The 24100-nt window shown below is 40.3% G+C and carries 26 protein-coding genes and 1 tRNA gene; 11 read left to right on the forward strand and 16 right to left on the reverse strand.

Translation table 11 applies throughout. The features are described from left to right. Positions 1–26: 26 nt before the first annotated feature. Positions 27–102 (reverse strand) — tRNA-Asn (locus tag F903_RS07355). Between the two features lie 236 nt (positions 103–338). Here F903_RS07355 and F903_RS07360 point away from each other — a divergent pair. Beyond that, positions 339–770: a hypothetical protein gene (locus tag F903_RS07360; RefSeq protein WP_005195864.1), complete on the forward strand. Its 432-nt coding sequence runs from the start codon at positions 339–341 to the stop codon at positions 768–770. A gap of 117 nt (positions 771–887) precedes the next feature. Further along, the gene (locus F903_RS07365) at positions 888–1313 is read left to right on the forward strand and encodes a GFA family protein (RefSeq protein WP_005195865.1); all 426 of its coding nucleotides are present in this window, start codon (positions 888–890) and stop codon (positions 1311–1313) included. Positions 1314–1381: 68 nt separating this feature from the next. On the opposite strand, the gene F903_RS07370 is transcribed toward F903_RS07365, so the two are convergent. Further along, positions 1382–2617, reverse strand: coding sequence for a pyridoxal phosphate-dependent aminotransferase (locus tag F903_RS07370; RefSeq protein WP_005195867.1), 1236 nt, complete (start codon positions 2615–2617; stop codon positions 1382–1384). Between the two features lie 215 nt (positions 2618–2832). On the opposite strand from F903_RS07370, the gene F903_RS07375 reads away from it, so the two are divergent. Then, positions 2833–3012: a hypothetical protein gene (locus F903_RS07375; protein ID WP_005195874.1), complete on the forward strand. Its 180-nt coding sequence runs from the start codon at positions 2833–2835 to the stop codon at positions 3010–3012. A gap of 36 nt (positions 3013–3048) precedes the next feature. On the opposite strand, the gene F903_RS07380 is transcribed toward F903_RS07375, so the two are convergent. Beyond that, positions 3049–3843, reverse strand: a complete 795-nt coding sequence (locus F903_RS07380) for an A1S_2505 family phage non-structural protein (protein WP_005195876.1) — start codon at positions 3841–3843, stop codon at positions 3049–3051. A 67-nt stretch (positions 3844–3910) separates the two neighbouring features. After that, positions 3911–5548, reverse strand: a complete 1638-nt coding sequence (locus tag F903_RS07385; RefSeq protein WP_005195878.1) for a S8 family peptidase — start codon at positions 5546–5548, stop codon at positions 3911–3913. A gap of 406 nt (positions 5549–5954) precedes the next feature. Here F903_RS07385 and uvrB point away from each other — a divergent pair, with 406 nt between their 5' ends. The 8 genes from uvrB to proB all read left to right on the forward strand — a co-directional run bounded on the left by uvrB (position 5955) and on the right by proB (position 15507). Then, positions 5955–7982: an excinuclease ABC subunit UvrB gene (gene uvrB, locus F903_RS07390; protein ID WP_171065267.1), complete on the forward strand. Its 2028-nt coding sequence runs from the start codon at positions 5955–5957 to the stop codon at positions 7980–7982. 120 nt (positions 7983–8102) lie between these two features. Continuing rightward, entirely contained in the window at positions 8103–8687 is a 585-nt protein-coding gene (locus F903_RS07395; RefSeq protein WP_004668835.1) for a lipocalin family protein, read from the forward strand. A gap of 106 nt (positions 8688–8793) precedes the next feature. Next, entirely contained in the window at positions 8794–9732 is a 939-nt protein-coding gene (gene rarD, locus F903_RS07400) for an EamA family transporter RarD (RefSeq protein ID WP_005195882.1), read from the forward strand. Positions 9733–9955: 223 nt separating this feature from the next. Next, on the forward strand, positions 9956–11413 hold the full coding sequence (locus F903_RS07405) for a glyceraldehyde-3-phosphate dehydrogenase (protein WP_005195884.1): 1458 nt from the start codon (positions 9956–9958) through the stop codon (positions 11411–11413). Between the two features lie 133 nt (positions 11414–11546). Next, positions 11547–12290, forward strand: coding sequence for a hypothetical protein (locus tag F903_RS07410; protein WP_005195886.1), 744 nt, complete (start codon positions 11547–11549; stop codon positions 12288–12290). Then, entirely contained in the window at positions 12290–12970 is a 681-nt protein-coding gene (locus tag F903_RS07415; RefSeq protein ID WP_004668830.1) for a hypothetical protein, read from the forward strand. Before F903_RS07410 ends, F903_RS07415 begins: the two co-directional genes overlap by 1 nt. A gap of 116 nt (positions 12971–13086) precedes the next feature. After that, the gene (gene cgtA / locus F903_RS07420) at positions 13087–14307 is read left to right on the forward strand and encodes an Obg family GTPase CgtA (RefSeq protein ID WP_004668828.1); all 1221 of its coding nucleotides are present in this window, start codon (positions 13087–13089) and stop codon (positions 14305–14307) included. A gap of 66 nt (positions 14308–14373) precedes the next feature. After that, complete coding sequence (gene proB / locus F903_RS07425; RefSeq protein ID WP_004668826.1) at positions 14374–15507, forward strand: glutamate 5-kinase; 1134 nt, start codon at positions 14374–14376, stop codon at positions 15505–15507. 76 nt (positions 15508–15583) lie between these two features. On the opposite strand, the gene F903_RS07430 is transcribed toward proB, so the two are convergent. The 12 genes from F903_RS07430 to F903_RS07485 form a co-directional block, all read right to left on the reverse strand. Next, positions 15584–17218 (reverse strand): ABC transporter permease, encoded by a 1635-nt coding sequence (locus F903_RS07430; RefSeq protein WP_004668824.1) that lies wholly within the window; start codon positions 17216–17218, stop codon positions 15584–15586. A gap of 93 nt (positions 17219–17311) precedes the next feature. Then, positions 17312–18328, reverse strand: a complete 1017-nt coding sequence (locus tag F903_RS07435; RefSeq protein WP_005195889.1) for an extracellular solute-binding protein — start codon at positions 18326–18328, stop codon at positions 17312–17314. Positions 18329–18353: 25 nt separating this feature from the next. Continuing rightward, positions 18354–19475, reverse strand: coding sequence for an ABC transporter ATP-binding protein (locus F903_RS07440; protein ID WP_005195891.1), 1122 nt, complete (start codon positions 19473–19475; stop codon positions 18354–18356). Positions 19476–19526: 51 nt separating this feature from the next. Beyond that, positions 19527–20219 carry an HAD-IB family hydrolase gene (locus F903_RS07445; protein ID WP_005195894.1) on the reverse strand — a complete coding sequence of 231 codons (693 nt, stop codon included), beginning with the start codon at positions 20217–20219 and terminating at the stop codon, positions 19527–19529. Beyond that, positions 20186–21391, reverse strand: coding sequence for a DUF1615 family protein (locus tag F903_RS07450; protein WP_005195896.1), 1206 nt, complete (start codon positions 21389–21391; stop codon positions 20186–20188). The genes F903_RS07445 and F903_RS07450 overlap by 34 nt, the downstream gene beginning before the upstream one ends. Before the next feature lie 251 nt (positions 21392–21642). Next, positions 21643–21927: a pyocin activator PrtN family protein gene (locus tag F903_RS07455; RefSeq protein WP_005195899.1), complete on the reverse strand. Its 285-nt coding sequence runs from the start codon at positions 21925–21927 to the stop codon at positions 21643–21645. Beyond that, on the reverse strand, positions 21928–22119 hold the full coding sequence (locus F903_RS07460; RefSeq protein ID WP_005195901.1) for a hypothetical protein: 192 nt from the start codon (positions 22117–22119) through the stop codon (positions 21928–21930). Next, complete coding sequence (locus tag F903_RS07465) at positions 22103–22435, reverse strand: phiTE_015 family protein (protein WP_005195903.1); 333 nt, start codon at positions 22433–22435, stop codon at positions 22103–22105. Before F903_RS07465 ends, F903_RS07460 begins: the two co-directional genes overlap by 17 nt. Further along, complete coding sequence (locus tag F903_RS07470) at positions 22435–22752, reverse strand: hypothetical protein (protein WP_005195905.1); 318 nt, start codon at positions 22750–22752, stop codon at positions 22435–22437. Before F903_RS07470 ends, F903_RS07465 begins: the two co-directional genes overlap by 1 nt. Beyond that, the gene (locus F903_RS07475) at positions 22745–23155 is read right to left on the reverse strand and encodes a hypothetical protein (RefSeq protein ID WP_005195907.1); all 411 of its coding nucleotides are present in this window, start codon (positions 23153–23155) and stop codon (positions 22745–22747) included. Before F903_RS07475 ends, F903_RS07470 begins: the two co-directional genes overlap by 8 nt. Continuing rightward, positions 23156–23752, reverse strand: a complete 597-nt coding sequence (locus F903_RS07480; protein WP_005195908.1) for an HNH endonuclease signature motif containing protein — start codon at positions 23750–23752, stop codon at positions 23156–23158. It abuts the gene before it with no gap. A gap of 1 nt (position 23753) precedes the next feature. Then, positions 23754–23990, reverse strand: coding sequence for a hypothetical protein (locus F903_RS07485; RefSeq protein WP_005195910.1), 237 nt, complete (start codon positions 23988–23990; stop codon positions 23754–23756). Between the last annotated feature and the right edge of the window lie 110 nt (positions 23991–24100).

Here is a 24100-nt window from a genome sequence, read left to right on the forward strand (position 1 = left end):
TCAGTGATATGGGCTTTTTAGAATCTTGGCTCTCCCACCTGGGCTCGAACCAGGGACCTGCGGATTAACAGTCCGTCGCTCTACCGACTGAGCTATGGGAGAATCTGACAGCCATTATATGCGGCTTTTAAGATCGGTCAAGTTAAAACTGCCATGTTCTCTTTATTTTTGTGTTGTATGCTTCTTATTTGCACAATTGGCGTTAAATCGAAAAAAATACTTGAAACTTGAAGATGCGATTGCTAGATTTAATTTAGAAAGAGCGTTTAGACATCGATCTAGACAGTGTGGATTTAACCCTACTTGCCAGCACTAAAATGGCTAAACCGGAGGTCAAAATGACTATTCTTCGTATTCAATCTATTTTTTCAAATCTATCTTTTTATCAAGAACATTATCTTGATATCCTCCAAGATCCTGAGCGTTATTACACGCCTGTTGAAAGTTCATTTATCAATACATTTCCTTTTAAGCAACAAGCTTTGTTCTTGGGTGATTTATTGCAGTTATGGTTCGGTAATAAGTGGAAAATCATAGATTCACGCAATTTATTGAGTCAAAAAAATCCACTCACCGTAAATCAACAAAGCCCTTTATATTTATTTCAACTCGGTGGTGAATTGATTTTAGGCGCAAATACAGCTTTGGCGTGGTCTGTTGCAGAAGAGAAGATTGTTACGGTACAAGTGAAGAGTATTTGGCAATATGCGGTATTCAGTCATTTATGTACACGACCGAAAAATTTTAAAGTAAAAAAGGCAATTGCTTAATTTACTTAGATTATTTTTTAACATGAGGTTTTACAAATTGTCCGTTTGTTAAAAATATGCTTTGTTTTAAACTATTTCAACTTATGAAGAATAATTTAAAAGTAAGGTGAATTTATAATGAATGGACAATGTGTTTGTGGTGAAACCACTTTTGAAGTTGAATTAAAAAATCATAATGTGCATGTCTGCCATTGTTCTATCTGCCGTAGACAGACCAGTGGTGTAATCATGACGATTGATGTTGAGCAGGGAAGTCTAAAATTTCTTAAGCAAGATCACCTTTCGGTTTACAACTCATCTGCTTGGGGGGAGCGTGGTTTTTGTAATGTTTGTGGTACAACTTTGTTCTGGCGGACTAAAGACCAGAATTACTGCAATATCAATGTATTCTCACTGAATGAACAGCCGAAAGACTTAAACTTAGATATGGAAATCTACATTGATTGCAAACCTGCGTTTTATGATTTTGAAAACTCAACCAAGAAATTGACCGAAGCTGATGTCGTTGCTTTATTTAATGCTGAATCTTCGGATCAGAATTAGGGATTTGATTGGATAATAAAAAAGGAAACTCCATTGAGAAGTTTCCTTTTTTAAAGCGGAAAGGGTGATTATTTAACCGTTTTTTCTGCTTCAATTGATGCAATCGCTGCATCTACACCATCAATTGAATCTGCTGCTTGTTTGATACGAGCAAGCGCATCAACTAAAACTTCGTCAGCCGTTGCATAAGAAATACGCATAAAGCCACCTAAACCAAATGCGTCGCCAGGAACAACAGCAACGCCAGTTTCTTCGAGTAACCATTCAGAAAATTCTGTGCAAGATTTTAGACCTTTGGCACGAATTAAAGGGCGGATATTGGCATAAGCATAGAATGCGCCATCTGCTGTTAAGCAAGAGATACCTTTGATTTCATTCAAGCCATTTACGACTAAGTCATGACGACGTTTGAATGCTTCAATCATCGGCTTAAGAACATCTTGTGAACCATTCAAGGCTGCTTCAGCAGCAACTTGGGAAATAGATGTTGGGTTAGACGTTGATTGTGATTGGATCTTTTTCATTGCACCAATAATTTTTGCTGGGCCCGCTGCATAACCAATACGCCAGCCTGTCATGGCATAGGCTTTTGATACACCATTTAATACAATGGTACGGTCATATAAATCAGGCGCGACAGTCGCAATGTTATAGAACTCATCTTCCCAACGAATTGGTTCATACATATCGTCAGAAGCGACATAAACATGTGGATGACGACGAAGAACTTCAGCCAAAGCTTCTAATTCAGCTTTGGTGTAGATCATACCCGTTGGATTAGATGGACTGTTTAAGACCACTAAACGAGTGTTTGCAGTAATGGCTGCTTCTAATTGCTCAGGGGTGATTTTAAAGCGTTGTTCTTCACCACACTTTACGATCACAGGTGTACCTTCCGCAATAATCACCATATCTGGGTAGCTTACCCAAAAAGGTGCAGGGATGATCACTTCATCGCCTTTGTTTAACAAAGCGAGTGCCAAGTTAAAGAAGCTTTGCTTACCACCACAAGACACCAAAATTTGGTTAGCTTGATAATCTAAATTATTGTCACGTTTTAATTTTGCAATAATTGCTTTCTTTAGGCTAGGCGTACCATCTACAGCCGTATATTTCGTAAAGCCGTTATTAATCGCTTCAATTGCAGCATCTTTGATATGTTGAGGGGTATCAAAGTCTGGTTCGCCTGCACCTAAACCAATCACGTTTTTGCCTGCAGCTTTAAGCTCAGCAGCTTTGTTAGTGACTGCAAGTGTAGGGGACGGTTTGATGGCATTGACACGATCAGAGAGACGTACGTCCACGGCATTATTCCTTCTTATGGGATTAAAAAATAAAAAAGCATGTTATCTTAGCTTAAATAGAAATGGTTGTGGTTGAAACCCGCCTTAATCGTATAAAAAGTTACCAAATTGTAAGTATTGGTTTGGTTCTCATTTTTTTCATATTTTATTTTTATCATCATCATAAAAAATCTATTACAATAGCGGTTAGAAATTTTGATTTCGAGAGAATTTCAATGAGTGATCAACAACCAAAAGCCAAAAAAGCTTTGGTCAAATTACCTTTCCCGATGCCATCGGCACAGGATGATTCTGAGAGTGCTGTGCATAATCAGGTACGTCCAAAGCCTGAACAATATGCAGATCGAACTTGGATGCCACCGCGTGGTACTCGTCGTTCGATGGGGAAACGTTAGAAAAAAGCCAATCATTATATGATTGGCTTTTTTATTTTAAGTACGATTAATCGGGTGCTGAATCTCAAGTTCACCACGCCAAAGTTTGATGAAGTCTTGTTCATCTATGTCATAAAGTTCCATCAGCGCAATAATCACACTGACAAAGATCATCGCGCCTTCGGTGTTATTTTGAAAATGGAAAATTTTTCCATTTAATTTACCTAAAATATCGTTGATTTCATGTTCGCGTCCACGTCCATAACGATCACGTGGGTATAGTTCTTCATTTAGAACAATTAAGGCAATGGCTTTTTCAGCAGGGGATAATTGGGTTTTATCTAAAGCTTCAGTAAAGGATTCATAGCCGTGATTGAAATAGAAAATGACATCATCGGTGATAAAGGCATGGACCATATCTGCCGTTAAGTTTGGAAATTGTGAAACGGCATCTTCTTCAATGTAGGGACGGAATGATTCTGGGAAAATAACATTGGAATGAATCCCTTTAAATAAAGGTGCAATTTCTGACACTTTATAGCCCGCAATTCCACAACCGAGAGCAGTCAAAAAGTATTTTGTTTTAGGATGATTTTCGGCATAGATTTTAAAGTCATTCACATAATGCTCAATTTGTGAAAGTGGCATTTGCTGAATATGTTCATTGAATGTTGGAATGGCAAAACTTTGACCTGCCCAACCACGTCCAACACCTTTGACTGCTGCAAAATGTTGTGCAGCAATACGCGCTGCGCCACTGTCATGTTGACCAGCAAGATTACTGCCAAAAACAAAGACAGTATCTTCTGGAAGTTCGGTTACGATGCTTTCATCATGGTATTGGTAAGACATATTTTTTATCATTTAAAGTAGAGTATAAGCCCATGTTGCAGGTGTTTCACGGGTGGGTCAAGTGATTTTAAGGGGTCAAAGTAATCTGACTAACGGCATTGTTCGCCACAGCATAAGTTAAATTTGTGCCTGTGATATTACTCACATTAAATGTGGTGCTTGTTACATGACGTGCGAGTGTTCCGCTATTCAACTGACATTCACCTAGACTATTGGTGATACAACTGACAGATGATGCGCCAATAGTGAAAGCACCTGTGACGGTTGCATTGCTCACTGCTTTATTATTTTGGTCAACAACAGCAATGCTGACATTTGCTCGCCAAGTACCAAAAAGCCAATTACGTGTGGTGTATCCGATCAATTGTTTGACATGGGCAATGGTGGTTGTAGAGGGCTGAGTGACTAAGGTCGGTGTGGTGGTATATGCCGAGGCTGTTGTGGTTGAACTAAAGAGTAAACGATTGGGGCTGCCAGAAGTGTTTTTGACGACATTTGGTGTTGCTGATGTAAGTAGTTGGTCAATGATCATTTTAGCTGTGGCATTTGGGTTTTGTTCTAATAAAAGTGCAGCAGCACCTGCAACATGCGGTGCAGCCATCGATGTTCCATTACCTGTCGCAACTGAACTATTACTTCTGTTCCAAGCAGAAGAGACAGCACTACCTGGCGCGAAAATATCGACGCATGCGCCATAGTTGGAATAACTCGCACGGGTATCGGTATTGTCTGTCGCTGCAACTGTAATTGCCTTTGCTGCACGTGCAGGTGAAAGATCACAGGCATTGGTATTAGAATTTCCAGCAGCGACAACGGGGACAAAACCTTGGTCGTATAAATTGCTAATAGCTGTATCTAATGGCGCGTATGCAGGTGCACCAATCGACATATTGACCACGGCTGGTTTTTGCCCATTTTTGAGTATCCAATCAATGCCTGCAATCATATTACTCATAAGACCTGTGCCTGTGCATCCGACGATACGGACAGGAATTAAATTAATATTTTTGGCAACACCATAGGTTGTTCCACCTGCAAGTCCAGCCACAAAAGTTCCATGTCCGTTACAATCATTGGTCCCATTGAAGTCGGAAATTGTAGAAAAGCCTTTTTTTACTCGTCCTGTAAACTCTTGATGACTTGCTAAAATTCCCGTATCAAGAAGATAAAGATTTATACCTACACCAGTTTGATCATAGCGATAACTTTTATCTAACGGCAAAGATCTTTGGTCAATACGGTCGAGTCCCCATGATGGATTTGTTTGTGTGGCATTCACTTGAATGATTGTGTCTTCTTCAATGTAGTTCACTAGGGGGTGCTGTTGCATTGCTTTAAAAAAAGCGTTGCTGGCAACTTCAGGAATACTGATAGCAATTCCCTGAATGGCTTTATGATAGGTATGTCTTATTTGACCGTTGTACTGGTTGTGAATGAGCTGAGGTAGTGTAGATGCCCCCAAGCTATCCTTGAATACAATGATGTAATCCCTTTGCGCAAGCGGTGGCGGAAGAATTGGTGTTTTGGTTTTGTCGACTGTCTCAACGGATTTTAATATCTGCTGAGCCTTTATTTTCAGCAGCTCATGATCGATGACATTGTGGGTTGCAAGCTTTTTAGGTTGTTGTGGTGGGATTTGGTAGGTTGCAGCAAAAGCGATCGCTGTCAGAACTGAAGTCGTGATGACAATGAATTTATATTGCATTTTCAAATGAAGCCTCCATGCTTACATCATTTCTCATTCTAAGAATATTGTGATACTTATTGTTCTTAAGATCATAAGCTGATCAAACAGCGGGTAAATCGTTAATTTGTAACATTAATTTAATGATAGTGTGATGTGTGTCTCTTTTATTTGAAATTATTTTGTTAGATCAACTTATTAGATCGTATTTATATTTTAGTTTTTAATGATAATTCGGCTAAAAATCTGACGTACGGTGGGATGATTTAGCAAAAAATTAAACAAGTAATGGCTGAATTATTGGTCAAGATGAATATGTCATTGGTTGAAAATTTTAGAAGTTTTTCGTCTCACTGGGATTTGGGGTTGTATCTGTAAGATTAACCTCAATATCATAAAACGATAAGAGCGTAGCAAGATGAAGAATATGCAAGAGACTGGCCAGCCATTTGAATTAGTCACCAATTATCAACCTGCAGGCGATCAACCACAGGCGATTGAAAAATTGGTCAGTGGCATTGAACAAGGTTTTCGTAATCAACTGCTACTGGGCGTTACAGGTTCAGGTAAAACCTACACCATGGCAAATGTGATTGCCCAAACCCAACGTCCAACCATTGTCATGGCACATAATAAAACCCTTGCAGCTCAGCTTTATGGTGAGTTCAAATCATTTTTCCCCAACAACGCGGTTGAGTATTTCGTTAGTTATTATGATTACTATCAACCTGAAGCCTATGTGCCATCATCAGATACATTTATTGAAAAAGATTCAGCCATTAATGATCACATTGATCAAATGCGCCTCTCGGCAACACGTGCATTATTAGAACGCCGAGATGCGATTATTGTGGCATCGGTTTCTGCGATTTATGGTTTGGGTGATCCAAATGCCTATATGCAGATGTTGTTACATATTGTACAAGGTGATCGAATCGGTCGTGATGACATTATCCGTCGTCTGGTTGAGATGCAATATACCCGTAATGAACTAGAGTTTTTGCGTGGTACATATCGTATTCGCGGTGAGATTATTGATATTTTCCCTGCGGAATCAGATCAGGATGCGATTCGCGTTGAATTGTTTGATGATGAAGTTGATTCGATCCGTTGGTTTGATCCTTTAACTGGAAAATTGGTAAGGAAAGTTCCGCGAGTTACGATTTATCCAAAAAGCCATTATGTTACGCCAAAAGATCATTTAACCCGGGCGATTGATACCATCAGAGATGAGTTGCAAGATCAGCTTAAGTTTTTCCGTGAACACGACAAACTGCTGGAAGCTCAACGCATCGAACAACGCACGCGCTATGACTTGGAAATGATGCAGCAATTGGGCTATACCAATGGCATTGAAAACTATTCACGTCATCTTTCAGGACGTCCATCGGGTGAAGCACCGCCGACACTCTTTGATTATATTCCTGAAGATGCTTTGCTGATTATTGATGAATCACATGTCACAGTTCCTCAAATCGGCGCGATGTATAAGGGCGATCGTTCACGTAAAGAAAACTTGGTGAATTATGGTTTCCGTTTGCCGAGCGCACTGGACAATCGTCCGATGAAGTTTGAAGAGTGGGAACGAATTGTACCGACGACTGTTTACGTCAGTGCTACTCCTGCACGCTATGAAATGGAAAAATCTGAACAGATTGTAGAGCAAGTGGTACGTCCAACGGGTTTGATTGATCCTGAAATTGAAGTGCGTCCTGTGCTAACTCAAGTTGATGATGTTTTATCTGAAATTAATCTGCGTAAGCATTTGAATGAACGCGTGCTGGTGACGACATTGACCAAACGGATGGCCGAAGATTTAACGTCATATTTGAAAGAGTACGGCGTCAAAGTCGCATATTTACATTCGGACATCGATACGGTTGAACGCGTTAAAATTATCCATGATCTAAGAACAGGGGTACACGATGTTCTGATCGGGATCAATTTATTGCGTGAAGGTTTGGATATGCCAGAAGTTTCTTTGGTGGCGATTTTGGACGCAGATAAAGAGGGTTTCTTACGCTCAGAACGATCATTGATTCAGACCATTGGGCGTGCAGCTCGTAATGTCAAAGGCAAAGCAATCTTATATGCGGACCGTATTACTGATTCGATGCGTAAAGCCATAGATGAAACAGATCGACGCCGTGCAAAACAAGTTGAATTTAACCTATTGCATGGTATTACGCCACGCAGTACCGTGCGCCAGACAACCAAAGAAATTGATTCAGGCGAAGTGTTAACTGATGATGAAATCGATGACAAAGTGCTTGATCAAGCTCAAGCAATGAGTGCTGATGAACAACACCTTTTATCGGATCCAAAATTGTTTGCGAAGCAGATCGGTAAACTTGAGAAGGAGATGCTCAAAGCCTCTAAAGAGTTACAGTTTGAGCAGGCAGCAAGGTTACGTGATGAAATCGTGCGCTTAAAAGCATATATGTTGCAATCGTAATATAGGAGAGAAATTCTCAAGAGTGATACATTTCTCAACAGTTTTTGTTTATAAAATAGGCTAGCTTAATAAGCTAACTATATGACTATTTATAACAAATTTCTGTTTTGAGGATTTATCATGCCATTGATTACAAATTTCCCAAAATCGAGTTGGCGTTTAGCAAAAATTGCAATTGGTGGCGTAGTCCTGACGGGGTTGGCTATCGGGACATACGCTTATGCTCAATCAAAGCCTTTGCCTACCGTTGAAAAAGTAGAATTAGATAAGTATTTGGGTATTTGGTATGAGGTTGCACGTAAACCGATGTTTTTTGAGCGTAAGTGCGCTTATAACATCTCTGCTACATATACAGTGAACGAAAATGGCAATATCGTGGTGGATAACAAATGCTACGATATCGATGGAAATTTACAGCAAAGTTTAGGCGAAGCCTTTGTCGCAAACGCGCCATTTAACAGCAAATTGCGGGTTAGTTTTTTACCTGAAGGCGTGCGTTGGATTCCAGTTGGGCGTGGCGATTATTGGATTCTAAAACTAGATGAAGAGTATCAGACTGTATTGGTCGGTGAACCACGCCGCAAATATTTATGGGTACTTTCGCGGACTCCAACACCGAATAAAGAAATTATTCATGAATATCTGAATTATGCCAAAACGGTTGGTTATGATATCGGTGATGTGATTTATCCTGAATATCGTTAAATAAGCTATATTCTCTAAAAACCATGCTTGCATGGTTTTTTATTTGCATATAGTGGATAAATCATGCATTCGCTAGCGTTTTTTTCTAGCCTAGATAGAGGTCAAAATGCTCAAAGGTATTATTTACTCAGTTTTGGCCTCTGTAACCTTTGGTGTTTTATTTTTTTACACCAAAGTATTAGGCGCATTTGATAGCGAGCAAACTTTTGGTTGGCGTATCATTGCGACTTTGCCATTTTTAACCTTGTTCATGTGGTTAAGTGGCGACTTGATTCATATCAGAACCATATTTAAACGGATTCTGGCAAAGCCAAGTTTATTATTGTTTTTAATGGCAACTTCTGTGCTGACGTCTGTACAACTGTGGTTGTTCTTATGGGGACCGATGCATGGTCGTGGGTTGCAAGTTTCATTGGGCTATTTCTTATTGCCGCTGATTTTGGTTTTGGTCGGAAGTGTGCTGTATGGCGAGAAGCTGTCCAAGTTTCAATGTGTCGCAGTTGCTTTGGCGATGTTTGGTGTAGGACATGAGTTTTGGCGCTTAGGCAGCATTGCATGGGAAACTGCGCTCGTCGCGATTGGTTATACCGCGTATTTCGTGATTCGTAAAAAAATTCAAACGGATAATTTAGGTGGTTTTTGGTGGGATTTATTGCTGATTCTTCCTATCGCAATTTTCCTTACTCAAACAGGGGATACGCCGTATCTCAAGTTTTTTGATGCGCCAGTTCTCATTGTGATCATCATAGGGCTTGGATGCTTAAGCGCAATTGGTTTGGGAAGCTTTATTTTAGCAAGTCGTTATCTGCCACTGATTATTTTTGGTTTATTGGGATATTTAGAACCAGTGCTTTTAGCGCTTGTTTCCTTGTTGCTTGGAGAGAAAATCGGAGCAGAGGAATGGTTCACTTATATTCCAATTTGGTTGGCTGTACTGGTTTTAGTGATCGAGGGTGCTGTACATTTATTGCAACAGAGAAAACGAAAGCAACATTTGGAACTTAATTTAAAACAGTACCCAAAACGCTTAGATGACGTCCAATGAACAATGATTGCTTTAAAATGGATCACGGCTATTGCGATGATTGAAAAAGATTTTTACCTAAAATCACAAAAATAATTATAGGTATTTTATGAATTTATGGCTGATTGCGACAAAATCTCAACAACTTGAGCAGCTTTTGATTCAATCTTGATGATAATTCTATTACAATTAGGCGTTTTTAAAATTCACGCCCAGTATAGATATTAAATTAGAGGACGTAACTGTGAGCAAAGACACTATCGTTGCCCTACACGCAGAACATCAAGGCCGTTGGAAAAACCGTGAAGAAATCGCGGAACACATGATTGCGTTGATTGGTCAATTATACCGTGAGAAGAATATTGTTGTTTCTGTTTACGGTCGTTCTTTAATAAACCGTTCAGTAATCCAGATCTTAAAATCACATCGTCGTACGCGTATGCTTGATGTTGAGCTTTCAGTTGTCAATACCTTCCCAATCTTGGAAGCGTTAATGAAAGTTCAAAACATTGGTTCTGCTGAAGTTGATATCGGTAAACTTGCTGTTGAATATAAAAATGAAGGTGGTGATGTAGACGCTTTTGTTGCAAAAGCAGTGTCATCAATCGAAGGTAAGGCAACTTCTGAACAACCTAAAGATGTGGTGCTATACGGTTTCGGTCGTATTGGTCGTATCTTGGCTCGTTTAATCATCAGCCAATCAGGTTTAGGTCGTGGTTTAAGCCTTAAAGCAATCGTTGTACGTAAATCATCTGACGGTGACTTGGCAAAACGTGCTTCATTGTTACGTCGTGATTCTATCCACGGTACTTTTGCTGGAACGATCTCTGTCGATGAAGAAAATGAAGCAATCATTGCCAATGGTAACTTCATTAAAGTGATTTATGCATCAAGTCCAAGCGAAGTAGACTACACCGCTTATGGCATCAATAATGCACTTTTAATCGACAATACGGGTAAATGGCGTGATGCTGAAGGCCTGAGCCAACACTTGAAATGTGCAGGCGTTGCACGTGTTGTATTGACTGCGCCAAGTAAAGGCGAAATGAAAAACGTGGTCTTTGGTGTAAACCACACTGATATTTTAGATGAAGACAAAATCATCTCTGCTGCAAGCTGTACCACTAACGCAATTACACCAGTATTAAAAGTTTTAGATGACAAGTACAAAGTATTAAATGGTCATGTTGAAACAGTTCACTCATTCACAAATGACCAGAACTTGATTGATAACTACCATAAAGCTGATCGTCGTGGTCGTGCTGCGACTTTGAACATGGTCATCACTGAAACAGGTGCTGCGAAAGCCGTTGCTAAAGCTCTACCTGCATTGAAAGGTAAGTTAACAGGTAACTCTGTTCGTGTTCCTACACCAAACGTTTCTCTTGCGATCTTGAACTTGAACTTAGAGAAAGAAGTTGATCGTGAAGAAGTGAACGAATATATTCGTCAAATCTCGATTAACTCTAGTTTACAAGGTCAAATTGGCTATACCAACTCAAGTGAAGTGGTATCAAGTGACTTTATTGGTTCACGTACTGCGGGTGTGTTTGATGCGCAAGCAACAATTACCTCTGGTACTCGTTTAACTGCTTATGTTTGGTACGATAACGAAGTTGGCTATAGCTGCCAAGTGTTACGTATCGCAGAACAAATGTGTGGCGTAAACTATACAAAAATTCCTGCTGAAACAAATGCATAATTTGTTTTTAGGTTAAAAATTAAAACCCAGTTTCGACTGGGTTTTTTATTGACTGTACAGAATACAAGCAGATTAAAACACAAAAATCGTTGAGAATAATGAGAAAGGGAATCGATTAGTTAGGAATACTTCATTGTTGCAGTTTAAGCGTTTGTTTGCAGTTTTTGCTTTGATTATTATTGCCAACTTGTGTGGTGTCTATATCGCGATGTGGGTGTTTAAACACTTTAATATCAATATTCCATTGAAAGATCAAAAAGTCGCGATTGATTTACAAGAACCTTTACAAGTTCGGGTTAAAGTGAAAGATGCTTTAGATGTCGAGGTGAAGGGACGTGTCGATGCGCAAATTCCAATTAATGAACAATTGAATGTTGCTTTAACTCAGACACTCACACCACGTGTTTATTTCGATAGTTCAGTTCCGATTAGCACTATGATTCCAGTTCAAGAAGTGATTAAGGTCAATCAAAACTTACCGATAGATACAAAAGTACAGGTCAAAATTCTGGGTAAAGATGTGACTTTGCCTTTAAAAGGAACGATTCCTTTGCAACTAGATGTGCCGATCAATATCCAAGTGCCGTTACAGCAAAATGTACATTTAAAGTTTGATGCGCCCGTAAAAACAGTTTTAAAAGAGAATTTAAATATTCCATTAAAAACACAACTCAATGCCAATATTCCAATTCAAGGAAAATTAAATGTACCGATTACTTCAGAACTCAATGCCTCTGTTGATGTAAAAAATACTTTGCCTGTCAAAATTGCACAGGGTGAACTCAAGATTCCGCTATCGAGTATGTATTTGGATCGCGTGCAATCTCAGTCTGTCGATGCGAGTCTAAATAAAAAAGATGCGAAAGCAGGTGAGTGATGCTGATGCTTAAATCATTTAAAAGTGTGTTGATCAGTTTTGTCATCTTAACCACCTTGGTTGCGATCTTGTTTTGGTTCTATCTCAATATTCAGGCATCAGTCATGGTGTCCGCGCAGCAAGCAGATATTCGGTTGCCTGAGTCACTTTCGACCAAGATTCAGGTCGGTGATCACCTACGAGTCAGGTCTGAGGGGGAGTTAAAGAGCACCTTAGTGATGGATCGTACTTTGCAATTACCTTTGCAAGGAAAATACTTAGCAGATCTGCGTTTTGAAGTGGAAACGCCGATTACAGTGAATATTGATTATGAAACCACACTCAAAGTCGATCAGGTGATGCCAATCGAGACGACAACTGATCTAATTTACCAAAAGAAGCTTCTACCTAAATTTCCTTTAAAACTAGATATCCCCGTAAAGTTAGATATTCCATTTCAGTTGAAACGTGCTTATACCATCCCTGTGAAAATCGTATTTGACGGACCTGTTTATTTTGCTTTTGATGAATCAATCAATTTACCGATTAAACATCAATTCAATCCAAGTTTTTATATCAACGATACCATCGATATGAATTCGATTTCATCGTTCAATGCAACCATGTTTAACGCTGTCCAAGAGACGAAGGCAAATTTAGAGATGCAAATGGACGTGCCATTGAAGAATGTAAGACCTTAAAAGAGCGAAATCACGCTTTTTTGCAGTCTATAAGGGCATTTGCTGATTTTAATATTCGAGTAATTTACGAAAATGTGGCAAAATATCCCGTTTTATAGAATTTAGAGGATTGGCGCATGCGCTTTGTTGATGAAGCAGTCATAATCGTAGAGGCTGGCGACGGTGGCAATGGCGTAGCTAGTTTTCGCCGTGAAAAATTTGTCCCTTTTGGTGGTCCAGATGGTGGGGATGGGGGACGTGGTGGAAGTATTTATATCCAAGCCGATGATGATACCAGCACACTTGTAGACTTCCGTTATACACGTCGCTATCGTGCGGAACGTGGCAAAAATGGTTCGGGTGCGAACTGTTCAGGGCGTGGCGGTGAAGACGTTATATTAAAAGTTCCAGTCGGTACCACGATTGTTGATACAGAATCTGGCGACATTATTGGTGACTTAGTGGCTGATGGTCAGCGCGTTAAAGTTGCTCATGGAGGTGATGGTGGTCTAGGTAATACGCACTTTAAATCATCAACCAACCGTGCACCACGTAAATGTACCACAGGTATTAAAGGCGAATATCGCGAAGTTCGTTTAGAGTTAAAAGTACTTGCGGATGTTGGCTTACTGGGTATGCCGAATGCAGGTAAATCAACCTTTATTCGTGCGGTCAGTGCTGCAAAACCAAAAGTTGCAGATTATCCATTTACCACGATGGTGCCTAACTTAGGTGTGGTCGATGCTGATCGTCATCGCTCATTTGTAATGGCCGATATTCCAGGATTGATTGAAGGTGCGGCAGAAGGTGCAGGCTTAGGGATTCGTTTTCTTAAACACTTAGCGCGTACTCGTATTCTCTTACATATCGTTGATGTAGAGCCGATTGATGGTTCTGATCCAGCTTATAATGCCAAAGCGATTTCGGCTGAGTTAGTGAAGTTCTCACCAACCTTGGCTAAGCTTCCAGTTGTTCTTGTATTGAACAAGCTTGATCAAATTGCAGAAGATTCAAGAGAAGAGTGGTGTCAACACATCTTAGATGAATTGCAATGGACAGGACCAGTGTTCAAAACATCTGGCTTACTTGCTGAAGGCACCAAAGAAGTCGTTTATTACCTCATGGATCAAATCGAACAACAACGTGAACGCGAAGTTGAAGATCCTGAGTATGCAGCAGAAGTTAAAGCCTTCCGTGAGCAGCTTGAAGTTGAGACACGTGAACAAACCATCGCAGCAAAAGAAGCTTATCGTGAGATGCGTAGAGCACAGCGTTTAGCAGGTCTTGAGAGCGATGATGAAGACTTTGATGACGATGAAGACGACAGTGATGTAGAAAGCGTCTACATTCGTGACTAGGCTTTTTTAGTTCCTCTTTTTGCGATGCTTTCGTCGCAATTCGGGGGGAAACAAATTGAGGGAAAAATGATAGAAGTGGTCGATATGCAACGTCAGCTCAATACGTGTAAACGAATCGTTGTTAAAATCGGATCATCTTTACTCACTGCAAATGGGCAAGGTTTAGATTTAAATGCAATTTCGCATTGGGCGAAACAAATTGCAGATCTACACAATGCTGGACATGAAATTATACTCGTGTCGTCAGGTGCAGTCGCAGAGGGGATGGTACGCATGAAATTTGCGAATCGACCCACTGATCTCCCTAGTTTGCAAGCATGTGCTGCCATTGGTCAAATGGGCTTGATTCATACGTGGTCAAACGTATTAGATCAGCATGGAATCAAAACAGCACAAGTTTTACTCACGCATGATGATCTTGCAGACCGTCGCCGTTATCTCAATTCTTGTGATGCATTGCAAAACTTGATTGATTGGCGTGTGATTCCTGTGATTAATGAAAACGATACGGTATCTACAGACGAAATTCGTTTTGGTGATAACGATACCTTGGCTGCAATGGTCGCAGGTCAGGTTCAGGCAGAATTGTTGATTATTTTGACTGATCAACAAGGTATGTTTGACTCGGATCCTCGTAGTAATCCAAATGCCAAACTCTTTTCTGCTGTGCGTGCATTGGATGACAGTTTGTTTGAAATGGCAGGTGGTGGCGGTGTATTTGGTCGTGGTGGTATGGTGACCAAAGTTCGTGCTGCACGTTTGGCTGCACGTTCAGGTTGTCCAACATTGATTGCCAGTGGTGAAAGTGAGCATGTACTTGCGCGTTTGATGGCGGGTGAAATGTTAGGTACTTTGTTCACCACTGATAATGATCGTGTCACTGCAAACAAAAAGTGGTTAGCTGCACATTTACAAACTGCAGGGCGTTTAGTGATTGATGCGGGTGCGGTTGAAGCAATCAAACTCAAGCATCGCAGTTTATTGCCCGTTGGTGTAAAAGCGATTGAGGGGCATTTTGATCGTGGTGACGTGGTTGAGTGTGTTGATCAGAAAGGACAGCGCATCGCGGTTGGGCGTGTGAATTTCAGCTCTCGTTCAGCAGATATGGTTAAAGGGCTGAGTTCTGATAAAGTGCATCAACTCTTAGGTGAAGCACGTTCATTGGAAATGATCCATCGTAACCATATGGCGATTTACTAATCCAGATATTGCTTTATTAGCATAAAAAAAGACTTCTCAATCAGAAGTCTTTTTTTATGCTAATAAAGTTTTTGGATTATTTATGTTGTTGAATATTTTTACCCATACGTGCCAGTAAAATCACTGGAATCAGTCCTACCAACACAATCAATAGCGCAGCGATAGCACCATCTTCATAAGTACCTCTTGAGGCTTCAGCATAGAGTTGGGTGGCGAGCGTTTCCATATTGAGTGGTCTAAGCAATAAGGTAGCAGGTAACTCTTTCATACAGTCAACAAAGATCAATAATGCTGCTGAGATAATTGCTGGGCGTAACAGGGGCAGATGAACTCGCCACAAGATACCAAACTTATTTTGTCCTAAGTTCTGTGCGGCATCATCAAAGACACCATGAATACGATTATAGCCAGATTCGATTCCACCAATTGCGATCGCAAGGAAACGAACACAGTAGGCATAGATGAGGGTGAAGGTGGTACCTAAAAATAATAAACCTGTGTTAATCCCAAGTTTAAATTCAAGAAAGTCCGCGACCGCATGGTCGATTTTTCCTAAAGATAACATTAACCCAATCGCAAGCACCGTACCCGGAATCGCATAGCCCAAGCTAGAGATGCGACTAAACCATGTGTTTTGGCTAAAGCGAGCAGCACTGACGATCAAGAAACCAATAAAAATCGTGATCAAAGTTGCAAGGCTTGCCAAGCTAAGGGTATTGATTGAGGCTTGTAATAAATAATCTGAAAAACCCGCATATTGAAGGCGCTTATAAGATTCGACCAATAAATGACTGATTGGAATCAGAAAGCCGATACAAATCGGAATCAAACCAAGTCCGAAGAATAACAGCGCTTTGCTTCCTGTGACAGCTTGAGCAGGCATCAGTCGGCTGCGTTGGGCTGAGTTCATATAACGCTGTTTACGTCGTCCCAGTCGTTCTACGACCACCAATAAGGTAATGATCATTAACATGAAGATCGCAATTTGAGCGGCACTGGCCAAATCCGATTGGTTGGTCCATGTTGAATAGATCGATAGGGTTAGTGTTTTTACACCTAAAAATTCAGTCGCACCGATATCATTAATGGTTTCCATTAAGGCCAAACTCGCACCGACTGCGATCGCGGGGCGTGCAAGGGGAATGGCGACACGTAAAAAAACTTGGTTTGGTTTTAATCCTAGACTACGCGCAACTTCAACCAGACTGGCTGATTGCATTAAAAACATGGCACGTGTACTTAAATAGACATAGGGATACAACACAAAACTTAATAAAAAAATACAGCCCCAAACTGAACGAATATTGGGAAACCACCAAGGCTGTGCTTCCCAGCCAAACCAGCCACCGAGTACACTTTGTAACGGCCCAATGGGATGCAAGATATCAATATAGCTATAGGCAATAATATAAGTGGGTACTGCGAGGGGCAACAATAGCGCCCAGTCTAAAAAGGCTCGCCCCCGAAATTGATAAGCCGTAACTAACCATGCACTGCCGGTTCCGATCAAGATCGTGAGTATCCCTACACCAAGAAGTAATAACGTCGTATCGATTAGTGTCGGTGGGAGGACATAACGAATCAGATGTTCCCAAATATCACTATTGCCTTGTAATGCCGTTACGATCAACGCCAATACAGGTAAACAGGCCAACAGCGTCAATAGCCCACTGAGTGAAAATAATAAATTAAAGGTATATTTTTTTTTCATCGTCGAGGGTTTGAGTATACGGAAAGGGAGGAAAGTTCAACTGGGTAGCTTAACAGGCGACAAGTCACTTGCCGCCTATCAGTCGGACAAGATTTAGTGATTAAATTGAACTTTATCGACTAAAAGATTGGCTGTTTTACGATGACGAGCAATATCACTGAGTCGAATTTTGTCGACTTCAAGTTTACCGAAGCTGGCAATAATCGGATCAATTTTAACGCCAGCTTTTACTGGGTATTCAAAACCACTTTGCGCATAGATCGCTTGGGCGTGATCAGATGCTAAGAACTCAAGCAGTTGAACCGCTTCTTTGCGGTTCGGCGCATGTTTTGCGACTACTGCACCTGAAACGTTGATATGCGTACCACCATTTTTAAAACGTGGTAATACCACATTAATGGCATTGCCCCAACGTTGTTGTTCGGCATCACCCGTGCGCATCGTACCGACATAATAGGTGTTAGCTACACCGATATCACAAATCTTGCCAAGGATGTCTCGTGCAACATCACGGTCACCACCACTTGCTGGACGCGCCAAATTCGCCTTTACGCCACGTAGCCATTGTTCAGTGGCTTTTTCACCATGGTGAGTGATGTAGGCCGCAATTAAGCTGGTGTTATATGAATGGCTACCTGAACGAATACAAATTTTACCTTTCCACTTTGGATCGGCTAAATCTTCATAGTTGATTGCGGTGAGCGGGGTACGATCTTTAGAGGCATATACGGCACGTGCCCGCATAGATAAAGCATACCAGTGTCCATTTGCAGCACGTAAGTTCCCAGGAATAGCACGATCGAGAACTTTTGAGTTGACACGTTGAGTTAAACCACTTTCAACGATATCGACTAAATTACCAAAATCAACCGTAAGCATGACATCAGCAGGAGAGCGACGACCTTCTGCTTTAACACGTTCGAGCAACCCATCTTTGATGAAAACAGTATTCACCTTAACACCTGTTTTCTCGCTAAATTCTTGTAACAGCGGTTGAATCAAAACAGGTTCTCTTGTGGTATACAGGTTGACTTGAGCAGCATTTACCCAACTACTCGTAAGTGCAACGAGTCCTGTTAAAACAATATGACGCTTAGACAGTTGTTCCATTTTTTCTAATTCCTAATCACAAGGTTTAAACTTGAAGTGTTTGTTCGGTACTAAGGTGATCTGTGTTGAAATTGTCATCCGATGCATAGAAAAAACATGTTGTTAAATCTACAGAAAGATAAACCTGTTCAGTTTCAGCAAAATTTTGTCGATGGTCAACGTGAGCCAGCAATATAATATCTTGCAAATTGAGCTGTAAACGCAGTAATTGAGTATGTCCCATAAAGCTCGATGAAATCACTTTGGCAGCTAAAGTCCCCTCAGTGGGTACACGGAATACATTGAGTTGATGAGGGCGGAAACAACACTGAATCGGCTGCTGAGTTGTAGTTAAGTGCTGAGGTACAGCGATCTTTCCAAAAATACTGGTAATTTGATGATCCGATCGTTGCGTTGGTATTTCATTTAAAGCAGAAAAATAGCGTGCAGCAAATAAGGTTTTCGGTTGTAAATAAAGTTGTTTCGGGGTGCCGATTTGAATGATCTTACCTTGATGCATCAGAATAATCTGATCTGAAATTTGCAGCGCTTCTTCAGGATCATGGGTCACGATAATTGTTGTCGTGGCTGTTTTTTTTAAAATTTCGATAGTGCTTTGTCTGATTTGATCTCGTAAACGGTGATCAAGATTAGAAAAGGGTTCATCCATGAGTAAGACATGAGGTTTTGGTGCAAGGGCACGTGCTAAAGCCACACGCTGTTGCTCGCCACCAGATAAGGTATAAGGATAACTGTGTAGATGATGATGCATCGAAACATGTTTTAATGCTTGTTCTGCTATCGATTGTCGTTGTGTTTTTGGGAATTTTTTTAATCCAAACATGACATTTTCCAACACACTCAAGTGTGGGAAAAGTGCATAGTCTTGAAACACTAAGCCAATATTGCGGTCTTCGGCGGCAACCTGCTGTTGGGCATCCCATAAGGTATTTTTTTCGAGTTGAATTGAACCGCTACTTGGCGTTTCTAAGCCTGCAATCAAACGCAGCATTGTGGTCTTTCCACAACCTGAATGTCCAAGTAAACAGACGATTTGCCCACTGGTCGCAGACCACGTCGCCTGATTTACAGCAAATCGTGAGCCATATTGTTTGCTCAATTGCTGGATAGTTAAGACATTGGCCTGAGGTGCAGTATGAGCATTCATGGTCAATTCACAAGACGATTTATTTGAACAAATGATAACTAATAATTCTTCTCATGTAGAGTCTTTTTCTAATTTCTTTTGCCTATGCATCGCTTCAATCGGATGTGCATCGACTAGCTCAGGTAGCGTATCATCACGACCAACCATAAAGTGTTGATCGGTGAGACTGAACATTTCAAGATCTTCATGGCTATTGCCATAGGCATAGACTTGTTGGTAGTGGTCCAGATTATACTTTTCCAATACTCTGAGCTTCTTTTGTTCGCAGCTACAATCTTTAGAGTTGTAGTTACCCGATAAAATGCCATTGTTAATTTCTGTTTGCGTACAAATCAGTTCAATATTTAGAAGTTCGCAAACTGGTGCCAAATATAAGTCAACTGAGGCTGAGACAAGCACCACATGATCACCACGTTGCTGGTGTAAATAAAGCTGTTGAAGTAGATTTTGGTCTAATTCTTTAATGATTTTTTGCGCATAGCGTGGTGCTAAACTTTGAGGTAAGTCTGCTGAAACTCCTCTAAACATGCTTTGAAATAAGCGAGGACGCATTGCATGAGCAGGATATAAGCCTAAATAATAAGCCATAATCCAAGGCAAGATTTTCAAGCCTCGGGTTACGATATGGTGTTTTGGAAAAGTGAAAAAAATAAATCCAGTAAAACTATCTTTTGGATAAAGTGTCCCATCAAAATCAAATAAAGCAAGGTTTAAAGTTTTATCTGTTTTGCTCTTTGCATGCATGTCTCATATCGTCCATTTACACGGCTCGCAAACCAATTGGTATTATAATCACGACTCAGCTTAGGACCTGAAATCACAACTTGGGGCATGATCGCATATTTTGCGTCTTTACCTGTTTTGCTTTGATATAAATTTTGTAGCGCAAGATAAGTTTGGGTGTTTTCTAGTTTTTTCGATTTTTCTTTTTTGAGATCGCTGCGTACTTGGCGCGGCGTGACCAAAACATTATTTGCAGCAAAAACAGAAATCAAGGCTTTTTCAGTTTGACTTTGCGTGGTGCGGATATTGCCTTCTTTATTATAAATAAGCAGATCGCCGTCTAAACCGATTTCAATGTCGGTTAATGCATCCAACATGCTTTGGAATGCAGCATTGCGGCTAGAATACATTCCTGAATTATAATCAGCGAAACGATAAATTGCTTTATCATAATCGGCGGGGTAAACCATTAAACGATGGATGCCATAATATAGACCACCATATTGTGTGTATAGATCATCGCGTAGTTCGGCTGTACTCATCCCGATACGTTTATGTTCTTTGGCATAATTAATATGGACTTGCATCGAACCGAGTGTCGTAATTGGATTCATCTTTTCACTGATGTCCTGACCCACCAACTTGGCTGCACCTGTTAAAGCACTGATATGATAGTGCTTTGCCATATAAGCAAAAATTTCACGATAAAGTAAATCAAGTTCTCGTTCAGTTTTAACGCGTCGCATTTGACGCATATAGTTATCTTCAGGTGAGGGTTGGGTTTTTAAAACCTCTTCAAAGTAACCTGCAATGGTTCCTCCGATATTTTCACCTAATTTGGCTTCAAATTTTTCTTTTAAACGCGTGTTAATTTCTTGGACTGCTTTCTCACCTAAGCCAGCCACTTGTGGATCTGCAATAAAATTTGATTCCTGATCCACCACAGCGACAATACTACAAACATTTTGTTTGGTTTGAGGAATATTTAATTCCTGCATAATGTCATGAATATCTTGCGCCCACGATTGACGGTCATTCACACGTGATGGAATGACTTTTTTAATGTGCTCAGCTTGCATTTCAGGTTCTTTACTATTTGACCACCATGCTTTATCACAAGCGGTTAAACCAACACATGTTGCAAGGATGCTCATCGTTTTTAATAAAGGATGAGTCGGAGAGGTTTTGTTCATAATCAAGACAACACCGCATAAAAAGATGAGCTGAATGGGCGAATGAAGTATACTATGTTGATCAAAAATTGTAAGAAAATATATGTATATTGGTTCCTATCAACTGTCAAATAATCTGATTGTTGCTCCGATGGCGGGTGGGATGGATGTTTTAATAATAATTATATAATACATATGCTTATTGTTTTTCGTGTGGTGCATGGTGCAAATATGGTGCAGCCACACGATATTTAATTCAATAACTTACAGAATTAGCCATGCATTGCTGCCCAATCCTTTTTAGCCTTTTCTTGTTCAGATTGCAACCACAAAACCACATCAGTTAAGTTGACATAAAAAGGGGATTTCACACCATCACTTTTAAACGCAGGAAATGGCAGGTTGCATTTATTAGCCCGCTTATTTGCTTGCTCTAAAGTTAGATGAGGTAAATAGTCTGGTAGCAATTCCTCAAGTGTAACCACGGGCTTTTTATACTTAAGCATCAATAAAAAGCTGATATCTACAGGCTCATCAATTTTTTTAACTGCACCCATTTATGATTCCTCCGTATCCGCTTTTGGTTCTTCTAAAACTAAAACTGCATTCTTTAAAAATGAAAGTACACACATTTCATGATTCACTAGATAAAACTCATGTTCAGGTTTAGCAAAATACAAAATGCGTTTAGCTTTATTAATGCCGCCTGCATATTCAACAATCACTGATGCTTCATTCTGATTCATCATTTCCGCCCCTTGCTGCTTCTACCATTGCTTTCCACGTTTCTCTCAACTCAGGCCAGAGTATATTTTCATCTCCATAGTGTTCAGCAACTATGTCTCTACCGCTTGCTGCAAACAACATCGCGTCTGTCGGCTCAACAGGTACCAACACGTAACCTTTAAACTTTTCCGCTTCATGAGCTTTGGCTGCTTGCCATGATTCCCATGCGTAGAATGTTTTGTAATTGAAATAAACCCCTGTATCTTCACATCGAGTTCTAGTTAAACCCTTCTCTTTCGCCCATTCCTCAAACAATTCTCTTTCTTTTTGAATATCCATTAAGTCACCTCGCCTAAACTCTGTAGCGTGCTAGTCAATTCAAAGCACTTGTCTAAGTACATGCTCACTGCTTTGTACAGTGCATCCATGTTGCTATGCGTAATACTAAGCGGATACGCTGTACCGTTGTTTTTACGTTTCTCTAAACCATCCATGAGCTGATTTAGATAGGTATTGCGTACGCCACTCTCTTTGATGATGTAGTACAGCGCACCCACATCGCCATTTGGTAGAACGTGCGTAATGGGTAAATCACGCTGCATGAGTTCTATTAATTCGTAACATAGCGGTGCGTTTAGTTCGTGAAAGTTAGCCATTTTTCAATGCCTTTTCTAAGTCTTTTGCGCGATGAGCAAATGAATCATCATCGTTGTTTGCCGCATCTTTTAGAGCATCAATTGCAAGCTCTAAATCGGTTTTATCTACAATGACAAAATCACCGCTCTCAACTTTTCTGCAATACTCAACAAATTCGATGCGGCTTTCATGCACAGCTTTTAACTGTGCTTTTAGGTCGTCAATCTCTGACTGTTTTGATTTTTGTATTTCCGACACCGCTTGAGCTTTGGCTGCTTGCCACAAGTCGAATGATTTTTGAGTTTGCAAGTTCACATATTTAGAATCTAAAAGCTCAAAAGCCGATTTAGTTAAACTTCCAGTAATTCCATTTATTTCAGCATAGCTTCTCTCAAAAGCCTCTCTCTCAATATCTTTAGTCATTTAAGCCACCTTCTTCGATTGATGGATTTTATTTTTTACCTTGGCCAGAATTAAGCATGTTTCATTGGTTTCACTGTTAGCTAGCTTATGAAAACTCTGACTGTATCGAACCATTTCAGCTTTGGTCATAAGGGTTAAATTTTCTAGACGACAATCTGTTTTATCCTGATTGTTAAAAGCAATCACATGGTTATCAGGAATAGGGCCGTTTGCATTTTCCCAAACGATTCTATGCTTCAACTTAAAAACGTTCGGCTCTGCAACTTTCACTAATACATAGCCATCTTTTGAGCAAATGCGCTCATATCCAATTGGTTTTAGATTCCAGCTAGGCCGACCTTTTTTAAAGTTTCCAGAGTTAGGCTTGCAAACACCTTTGGTACCAGTATTCCAAGGCTTATCACCCTTTTCAAAACAGCCAGTTCGACCGGTATTCCATTTATTACGTGTACACAAGGATTTGATTGAATCAACAGTAAAACTTGTGTTGAATTCGATGTTAACATCGATGGTGAGCTCTTTGCGCCCAAGGCTGCAGTTAGACTTAATGTAGTCTAGCTGCTCAGGCGTATAAATAATCGCTTGACCTTTTGGCATGTTATACCTCGTAATTAACTTCTAGTATTGGAGCTTTTTGGTCCTCATTTAAGCCCTTGTATTGAGCCACCAGTTTTACAGCTTCTAATTGTGTGGAGTGGGTTTTAATAATTTGCTCACTGATCAATTCCATATTTTGTGCACGTACCACTTCATCAGCCAAATCGTCTTTGCTCGCATTAGATAGTCGGTCAAGCTGTGCGAACAATGCAGTATTTAAGTCTTTTAATGTGCTCATTCTATTTTCTCCAAACCGCTTCTTTGAACTTTGCATCTGCTACAAATGCGCTTACTTCAGATTCATTCACATTGTCGAAAATGTGCGTCATTTTGCCCCCCGAACACTGT

The sequence above is a fragment of the Acinetobacter sp. NIPH 298 genome (assembly GCF_000369505.1).
GTDB lineage: Bacteria > Pseudomonadota > Gammaproteobacteria > Pseudomonadales > Moraxellaceae > Acinetobacter.

Bases quoted from the DNA above. Each gene is read 5' to 3' on its own strand.
- uvrB (WP_171065267.1), top strand. From the start codon at position 5,955: ATGCAAGAGACTGGCCAGCCATTTGAATTAGTCACCAATTATCAACCT.
- F903_RS07465 (WP_005195903.1), bottom strand. From the start codon at position 22,435: ATGGATATTCAAAAAGAAAGAGAATTGTTTGAGGAATGGGCGAAAGAG.
- F903_RS07395 (WP_004668835.1), top strand. From the start codon at position 8,103: ATGCCATTGATTACAAATTTCCCAAAATCGAGTTGGCGTTTAGCAAAA.
- F903_RS07460 (WP_005195901.1), bottom strand. From the start codon at position 22,119: ATGATGAATCAGAATGAAGCATCAGTGATTGTTGAATATGCAGGCGGC.
- F903_RS07360 (WP_005195864.1), top strand. From the start codon at position 339: ATGACTATTCTTCGTATTCAATCTATTTTTTCAAATCTATCTTTTTAT.
- F903_RS07480 (WP_005195908.1), bottom strand. From the start codon at position 23,752: ATGCCAAAAGGTCAAGCGATTATTTATACGCCTGAGCAGCTAGACTAC.
- F903_RS07375 (WP_005195874.1), top strand. From the start codon at position 2,833: ATGAGTGATCAACAACCAAAAGCCAAAAAAGCTTTGGTCAAATTACCT.
- rarD (WP_005195882.1), top strand. From the start codon at position 8,794: ATGCTCAAAGGTATTATTTACTCAGTTTTGGCCTCTGTAACCTTTGGT.
- F903_RS07475 (WP_005195907.1), bottom strand. From the start codon at position 23,155: ATGACTAAAGATATTGAGAGAGAGGCTTTTGAGAGAAGCTATGCTGAA.
- F903_RS07435 (WP_005195889.1), bottom strand. From the start codon at position 18,328: ATGGAACAACTGTCTAAGCGTCATATTGTTTTAACAGGACTCGTTGCA.
- cgtA (WP_004668828.1), top strand. From the start codon at position 13,087: ATGCGCTTTGTTGATGAAGCAGTCATAATCGTAGAGGCTGGCGACGGT.
- F903_RS07455 (WP_005195899.1), bottom strand. From the start codon at position 21,927: ATGGGTGCAGTTAAAAAAATTGATGAGCCTGTAGATATCAGCTTTTTA.
- proB (WP_004668826.1), top strand. From the start codon at position 14,374: ATGATAGAAGTGGTCGATATGCAACGTCAGCTCAATACGTGTAAACGA.
- F903_RS07365 (WP_005195865.1), top strand. From the start codon at position 888: ATGAATGGACAATGTGTTTGTGGTGAAACCACTTTTGAAGTTGAATTA.
- F903_RS07440 (WP_005195891.1), bottom strand. From the start codon at position 19,475: ATGAATGCTCATACTGCACCTCAGGCCAATGTCTTAACTATCCAGCAA.
- F903_RS07445 (WP_005195894.1), bottom strand. From the start codon at position 20,219: ATGCATGCAAAGAGCAAAACAGATAAAACTTTAAACCTTGCTTTATTT.
- F903_RS07430 (WP_004668824.1), bottom strand. From the start codon at position 17,218: ATGAAAAAAAAATATACCTTTAATTTATTATTTTCACTCAGTGGGCTA.
- F903_RS07385 (WP_005195878.1), bottom strand. From the start codon at position 5,548: ATGCAATATAAATTCATTGTCATCACGACTTCAGTTCTGACAGCGATC.
- F903_RS07415 (WP_004668830.1), top strand. From the start codon at position 12,290: ATGCTGATGCTTAAATCATTTAAAAGTGTGTTGATCAGTTTTGTCATC.
- F903_RS07450 (WP_005195896.1), bottom strand. From the start codon at position 21,391: ATGAACAAAACCTCTCCGACTCATCCTTTATTAAAAACGATGAGCATC.
- F903_RS07485 (WP_005195910.1), bottom strand. From the start codon at position 23,990: ATGAGCACATTAAAAGACTTAAATACTGCATTGTTCGCACAGCTTGAC.
- F903_RS07380 (WP_005195876.1), bottom strand. From the start codon at position 3,843: ATGTCTTACCAATACCATGATGAAAGCATCGTAACCGAACTTCCAGAA.
- F903_RS07470 (WP_005195905.1), bottom strand. From the start codon at position 22,752: ATGGCTAACTTTCACGAACTAAACGCACCGCTATGTTACGAATTAATA.